This is a genomic window from Saliniramus sp., assembly GCF_035311605.1.
Taxonomy (GTDB): Bacteria; Pseudomonadota; Alphaproteobacteria; order Rhizobiales; family Beijerinckiaceae; genus Saliniramus.
Window position 1 is genome coordinate 1 of sequence record NZ_DATGCW010000245.1, and the last position, 6,439, is coordinate 6,439.

At 63.2% G+C, this 6,439-nt stretch carries 7 protein-coding genes, 1 tRNA gene and 1 pseudogene; 8 read left to right on the forward strand and 1 reads right to left on the reverse strand.

What is annotated here, in order from left to right; translation table 11 throughout:
* From VKP01_RS11035 to VKP01_RS11050, 4 genes and pseudogenes are all read left to right on the forward strand, one after another.
* Window positions 1-673 (forward strand): annotated as a pseudogene (locus tag VKP01_RS11035) (hypothetical protein); the annotation flags it as partial.
* Between the two features lie 113 nt (window positions 674-786).
* A tRNA-Thr gene (locus VKP01_RS11040) sits at window positions 787-862 on the forward strand.
* Between the two features lie 68 nt (window positions 863-930).
* Window positions 931-1,080, forward strand: a complete 150-nt coding sequence (locus tag VKP01_RS11045) for a hypothetical protein (RefSeq protein ID WP_324412247.1) — start codon at window positions 931-933, stop codon at window positions 1,078-1,080.
* A gap of 143 nt (window positions 1,081-1,223) precedes the next feature.
* Window positions 1,224-1,550, forward strand: a complete 327-nt coding sequence (locus tag VKP01_RS11050) for a helix-turn-helix transcriptional regulator (protein WP_324412249.1) — start codon at window positions 1,224-1,226, stop codon at window positions 1,548-1,550.
* A gap of 72 nt (window positions 1,551-1,622) precedes the next feature.
* Here VKP01_RS11050 and VKP01_RS11055 read toward each other — a convergent pair whose 3' ends face one another.
* Window positions 1,623-2,399 (reverse strand): SDR family oxidoreductase, encoded by a 777-nt coding sequence (locus VKP01_RS11055; RefSeq protein WP_074444267.1) that lies wholly within the window; start codon window positions 2,397-2,399, stop codon window positions 1,623-1,625.
* Window positions 2,400-2,618: 219 nt separating this feature from the next.
* Here VKP01_RS11055 and VKP01_RS11060 point away from each other — a divergent pair, with 219 nt between their 5' ends.
* From VKP01_RS11060 to VKP01_RS11075, 4 genes are all read left to right on the forward strand, one after another.
* Window positions 2,619-3,641 carry a 3-hydroxyacyl-CoA dehydrogenase gene (locus tag VKP01_RS11060; protein WP_324412251.1) on the forward strand — a complete coding sequence of 341 codons (1,023 nt, stop codon included), beginning with the start codon at window positions 2,619-2,621 and terminating at the stop codon, window positions 3,639-3,641.
* Window positions 3,642-4,108: 467 nt separating this feature from the next.
* Window positions 4,109-5,281 (forward strand): TRAP transporter substrate-binding protein, encoded by a 1,173-nt coding sequence (locus VKP01_RS11065; RefSeq protein ID WP_324412253.1) that lies wholly within the window; start codon window positions 4,109-4,111, stop codon window positions 5,279-5,281.
* 136 nt (window positions 5,282-5,417) lie between these two features.
* Window positions 5,418-5,942 (forward strand): TRAP transporter small permease subunit, encoded by a 525-nt coding sequence (locus tag VKP01_RS11070; protein WP_324412255.1) that lies wholly within the window; start codon window positions 5,418-5,420, stop codon window positions 5,940-5,942.
* On the forward strand, window positions 5,939-6,439 hold a 501-nt coding region (locus VKP01_RS11075; protein ID WP_324412257.1), incomplete at its 3' end, for a TRAP transporter large permease subunit. The genes VKP01_RS11070 and VKP01_RS11075, both read left to right, overlap by 4 nt.

Sequence of the window (6,439 nt, forward strand, 5' to 3'; positions counted from 1 at the left end):
TACGCCCAAACCATCCACGGCCAGCCCGGTTGGAACCGAGCCGACCGCGACCGAGCAGGCCATACCGTTACCCGGCACTCCCGAGCGTGATGCCCGGGAAGCCGTGCACCAGGCTGAGCCTGAGGAGGCCCGACAGTCGAAGCCGGGCCTTGCCGGTGCGGCGGGAATTGCGGATGAGCCGGTGGCGACGCCGGTCGCGGCCGATGCGCCGGCAATACCGCAAGCGCAAAAGCCGGTCGGCGAAGCCGAAGACGGGCGAGACGTCGCGCCCGACAAATCCGAAGGCGTCCGGATCCAGGAGGCGCGGGCGCAGGCGGTGAAGAGCGAGGCCGCCCGCTCCGTGGCTGAGAAGGGGGGCGAGTCCGAGCCCAAGTCCGAGCCCAAGTCCGAGTCTCAGTCTGAGCCTGAGCCAAAGCCGGATTCCGCGCATGTGACCCGGCCCGCTGCGGACGAATCACACGGCGAGGCGGATCCGGAACCCGGCAAGCCGGCAACCGGGGCCGAGAAGGTCCCATCCGCCGGCCCGAACGGCGAAGCGCCCGCACGGCTGAGTGAGGAAGAGCGTCTGGAGCGCCTCTCACGCCCGCCGGATGATCCCGGTGTCAGCCCGGAAGAGGCGGAGGAGGCGAAGAAGCGCAAGCGCTCCTTCTTCGGCAGCCTGTTCGACAGCTGACCGGGTCGCCCCGCCGGGGCGGGCGCATCCGGTTTCGATTCCGGCTTGCCAACCCGTCCGCCCCGATGTAAGAGACCCGCGTCCGATGCGGGTGCCGATATGTCCCGCCGGTTGCCGCTTTAGCTCAGTTGGTAGAGCACCTCATTCGTAATGAGGGGGTCACAGGTTCGAGTCCTGTAAGCGGCACCATTTTTCGACAATTTGGCGTAAGCCACCCTTCCGGTTGCGTACTGCGCAACGAATGTTTATGCGCGCTTGTGCCAAGCGAATACTTCCATCTTGCGGTTGCGAAAGTCGACGATAATCTCGGCGGCGAACTGGTCTATTTCCTGCTTGGGGTCAGCCTCGGCTTGATGGCGTCGGTTCAGGCCAGCCTGAGCATCAAGCCGATGGCGATGACGGCTTGACCGCCAAAGAACGCAGGCAGGAGCAGAACCACAACATCTGATATCACGATTCGAGAATTTTAATTCTCAAATATGGGAATGCAAACTTCCCGTTTCTCGATTTGTGCACCCTGTTGCCTCCTTTTCCCGAAAAGGGGTGCGGTATGGAGCTTCAACGTCTTTTCGGTGCGAATGTCCGCCATCATCGCAAGGCGAAGGGGTGGACCCTTGAGCAGCTTGCCGGGATGATTGGTGTCTCGCGCGAGACCATCGGCAAGATCGAGCGGGGCGTCGCCGCACCGCTTTTCGAAACGGCGGAGAAAACCGCTGCGGCGCTCGATGTCCCCGCGCCGGTTCTGTTCGGCGCCGACGCTGTCCCAGGCACGGGCGAGCGCGCGCGGCTCCTGACTGAGATCAACACCACCCTGTCCCGCATGAACGACGACCAGCTCGGTCGCGCCGCGAAGATGCTGCGGGCGTTCGTGGAGTAGCGGGCAAAATCGTGCGATCACAGACCCGTCGCGCACGCAATGCGTGGTCACGGGCCGGCCAAATCGCGCGTCTCAGACCAGCAGCCGCGTATCGCCGCAGACGGAGAGCGACTGGCCCGAGATGGTGCGCCCGCGCGGCGAGCAGACGAACAGGATCTGATCGGCGATCTGGCGTGCGGTCACCATGGTCTTGAGCGAGACGCCGGCGAGCGCCTGGTCCTCGACCTCTGCATAGCTCATGCCCCGCGCCTGCGCCTTGCCTTCGAGCACGCGGCGGATGCGATCACCCGCGACAAGGCCCGGCAGCACCGCATTGACCCGGATCCCATCCTCGCCCAGTTCGATGGCGAGCGCCTTGGTAAAGCCGATCACGCCCCATTTCGCCGCGCCATAGGGCGAACGCAGGGGAAAACCGAGCTTGCCCGCAGCCGATGACAGATTGATGATCGAGGCGTTTTCGCTCCGGCGCAGATGCGGCACGGCGAGGCGCGCGCAATTGAACTGGCTGGTCAGGCAGACCTCCAGACAGCGATCCCAATCCTCCGGGTTGATCTCTTCGACACGCCCGGTCGGCCCGGCAATGCCGGCATTGTTGACCAGCACGTCGAGGCCGCCGAGTCGATCGATCGCCTCGTCGAATAGGGCGGCGACGGCCTTGCGGTCGGTGACGTCAGTGCGGCTCGCGCTGATTTGCGGATCGCTCGCCTGCAACGCGTCGAGTGCCTCGTCATCGACGTCACAGACATGCACCTTCGCGCCTTCCTGAGCGAAAGCACGCGCAATTTCGAGGCCGATCCCCCCGGCACCCGCCGTGACCAGTACCCGCAAGCCGGCAATATCCATATCCATTTCATCCTCCCTGATATCGGGGCTTTCCTTGGCGAGCCCGCGCTGCGTCCAGTCTAGCTGGTCGCGGACCCTGGCCGAACCGGGCGATGCACCAATCCGGAACGCCCGCTTGCGCGCATCCTGCTTTCCTCTTGCCCCGATGACCGCGCGGCGCATTCGGCTAGACTGGGCAGGCCAACGCCGTTCACGAGAAAAAAGCAAGTCAGGGAAGGAAACGCGATGACCGAAGACCGGGCCGATACGAGCCTTGATGCGGATGGGAAAGTGCTGGTGGCGCCCGGCAAGGTTGCGATCATCGGGGCCGGGCTGATCGGACGGGCCTGGGCGATGATCTTCGCCCGAGCCGGCTGGGAGGCCGTCCTCTACGACACGGATCAGGCGGCGCGCGACGATGCCCCCGGGCTCTGTCGACAGGGCCTCGCCATCCTCGCCGGCCACGGGCTGTGCGACGATCCCGATTCCGCATCCGCGCGCATCCGGGTCGCCGCAGATCTGAAGGACGCGGTCGCGGGTGCCGATCACGTTCAGGAGAACGGGCCCGAGCGGCTTGAGGTGAAAACGGCACTCTTTGCCGAACTCGATGCCTTGTGCGGCCCCGATACGGTGATCGCCTCCTCGACCTCCGCGATCCAGTGCTCGCTCTTCACCGAGAATCTCCCGCACCGCGCCCGCTGCCTGGTGGCGCATCCGGTGAACCCGCCGCATCTGATCCCCGTGGTCGAATTGTCCGGCGCGCCATGGACCGATCCGCAGGTGATTGCGAAGGCGCGGGCGATGTTCGCCGCGATCGGGCAGGCGCCGGTCGAGGTGCGCCGCGAGGTTGACGGCTTCATTCTCAACCGGCTCCAGGCGGCGCTGCTGACCGAGGCCTTCCGGCTCGTCGCGGAAGGCTATGTGAGCCCGCAGGATCTCGACACCACCGTCTCGCAGGGGCTCGGCCTGCGCTGGTCCTTCATGGGGCCGTTCGAGACCATCGATCTGAACGCGCCGGGCGGCGTCGCGGATTACTGCGCGCGCTACGGGCCGTTCTTCGCGCGCTTCGCGGCATCGCAGGCCGGGCCGGAGACGTGGCGGGATCCCGGCCTCGCGACCGCCCTGGCCGCAGCCGCTCAGGCGCGGGGGCGCGCGCCCGGCGCGACGCCGGACCCGCAACGGCATGCCAGACTGAGTGCCTGGCGAGACGGCCGGCTTGCGGCGCTCGCGGCCCACAAGGCGGGCATGTCCGGACCGGATGATCTTTGACGTAGCGGAAAAACAGGTTTTCCGTAACGAGAGCATGCGTATCTCGGCACGGCGGCTCTGGCGCAGGCCTTGATTGCATCAAACTGTTTTCCAGGCCGCTTCAATGCCTGGATTACCGCCGAATCGCCGGTGTTCCGGTGTGATCTGCCGCATCCGAGGCTCTGCGCCGACCGGTTGGCCTCGGGTGGATGCTGATGCGGATGCGCATCTGCACAGTTCATGCAATTTAAAATAGTCAATCGTAGGAATGGCTCGGATTCCGCTGCGAAATTGACTAAAAAATACGCAAACGTCGTTGCGGAAGTGCCGTTGATTACGAGTGATTGACGTAGCGTCCAGATTTTCACACACTGCGCTACGAATAGCGAAGGTTCGCCCGGCTATTCGCTGAACGACTCCCAAAGAGGGGCGCAAACGCTCCCGCGGAAGCGGCGTCAGGATGGCGCCCCACCAGAGAGGAAACGCTGATGAAGAATTTGCTTGCCGGAACGGCGATCGTCGCCATTGCCGGAATCGCCGCCGTCGGAATTCCGACGCAGGCGCATTCCCAGGAATTCGATCTGACATTCCAGTCGACCTGGTCTGCAGCCGACCCCCACCACCATAATTTCGAGCGCTGGGCCGCCGAAGTCGAAAAGAACACGTCCGGTCGTGTCGTCATCGAGACGCTGCCTGCCGGCTCAATCGTTCCCGCCTTCGAGGTGCTGGATGCCGTGAGTGACAGGGTCATCGACGGCGGCCATGCCTGGGCAGGCTACTGGGTCGGGAAGAACCGCGCCTCCGTCATGGTCTCCTCCGGTCCCGGTGGTCCGTTCGGCATGGACCCGGTGGATTACTGGGGCTGGCAGTGGAACGGTGGTGGCCGCGAGACCAACAACGACTTCTTCCAGAACGTCCTGAATGCCAATGTCGAGTGGATGCCGGCCGGCAGTTCGGGGCCGCAGAGCTTCGGCTGGTATAACAAGGAGCTGTCATCGGCAGCCGATCTGGAAGGCCTGCGCCTGCGCATCCCCGGTATTCCGGGCGAGATGTATGGCAATATGGGCCTCTCGGTCATTACCTTGCCAGGTGGTGAAATCGTGCCCGCCGGTGAGCGCGGTGTGATCGATGCCGCCGAGTTCGTGAACCCCTATCACGATGAGGCGCTCGGCTTCGAGGATGTCTGGAGCATTCACTACGCCCCGGCCTATCACGAGACGGTCACGGTGATGGAAGTGCTGTTCAACAAGGAAATCTGGGATTCCATGCCCGAGGACCTGCAGAACGTCATCCTGGCAACCACCCAGGCGCACTTCTTCTGGTGGGAAACTCACAAGATGACCCAGAACCGCAATGCGATGGAGAATCTGACGGAAGCGGGCGTCGAGTTCCGCCGCACTCCGGATGATATCCTCGCCGAGTCGCTCGATGTCTGGCATACGATCCTCGAGACCGAGTACAACGACAATCCGGCCTTCAAGGCGATCGCCGACAGCCAGCTCGCTTATGCGGAGCGTAACGTCGTGGCGCGTCGTATCCTCGAGCCCAACTGGAAGAATATCGCTGATATCTACTGGGGGCCGGACGGTCTGGTCGAGAGCGGCATGTTCGAGATGGATTATACCGCGCCGGATTATTACGAGCTCTTCCAGGATAACTGATTCCGGAAATCTCGCATGATCAGGTGGCGCTGCCGGTGTCGGGTGTCGGGGTTCGCCCGGACACCAACGGGTAGCGCCACCACCTTCCCTCCTTTCCACCATCCGCCGTTCGGATCCCCCTCCGGGAGTCGCGCCGATGACCTTTCCCACCATCGTCCGAACCACGACGCGGGCGATCGATACCTTCACGCTCTGGACGGGGCGCGTTGTTGCGTGGTTCGCCGTCGTCTTGATGTTTGCCATCGTCTACCATGTGATCCTGCGTTATGGCTTCGAAGCACCGACGGTCTGGGCCTATGACATCACCTACATGCTCTACGGTTCGATGTTCATGCTGGGCTCAGCCTATTGCTTGCTCAAGGGTGGCCACGTCCGCACGGATTTTCTGTATAATCGCTGGTCGCCACGGACACAGGGCATTGTCGATACCATAGCTTACGTGGTGCTCTTCTTCCCCGCGATGTATCTGTTCTTTGATGCCGGCTATATCTACGCCGAGCGTTCCTGGGAGCAGCTGGAGCGTGGCTTCTATTCACCCTGGGCGCCGCCGATCTACCCGTTCAAGACAGCCATACCCGTGGGGATCGCGTTCCTGATTCTGCAGGGAGTTTCCGAGTTGCTCAAATCGCTGCATGCGGCCGTCTACGGGAGATGGCCATGATATTCGAGATGATTCCCACGGAGTATCTCGGCCTGATCATGTTGGGCCTGCTGCTCGTAACCATCTTCATCGGCTTCCCGATCGCCTTCACCCTCATGCTCCTCGCCGTGGTCTTCGGCTATATGGGCATGGAACACCGCGTCTTCCGGCTGATGGTCTCGCAGACATTCGGGATCATGCAGGAGGAGGTGCTCGCGGCAATTCCGCTCTTCGTGCTGATGGGCTTCTTCCTCGAGCGAACGGGCTTGATGGAGCGATTGTTCAGGGCGCTTCAGCTCGCCATGGGCGGTCTGCCCGGCTCGCTCTATCTCGTGACCCTGCTCACGGCGACCGTGTTTGCCACCGCAACCGGCATCATCGGCGCATCGGTAACGGTGATCGGTCTTCTCGCCGTGCCGGTCATGCTGAAATACGGCTATTATCCGCGTCTCGCCGCAGGGGTCGTCTGCGCCGGTGGAACCTTGGGAATTCTGATCCCGCCATCGATCATGCTGGTG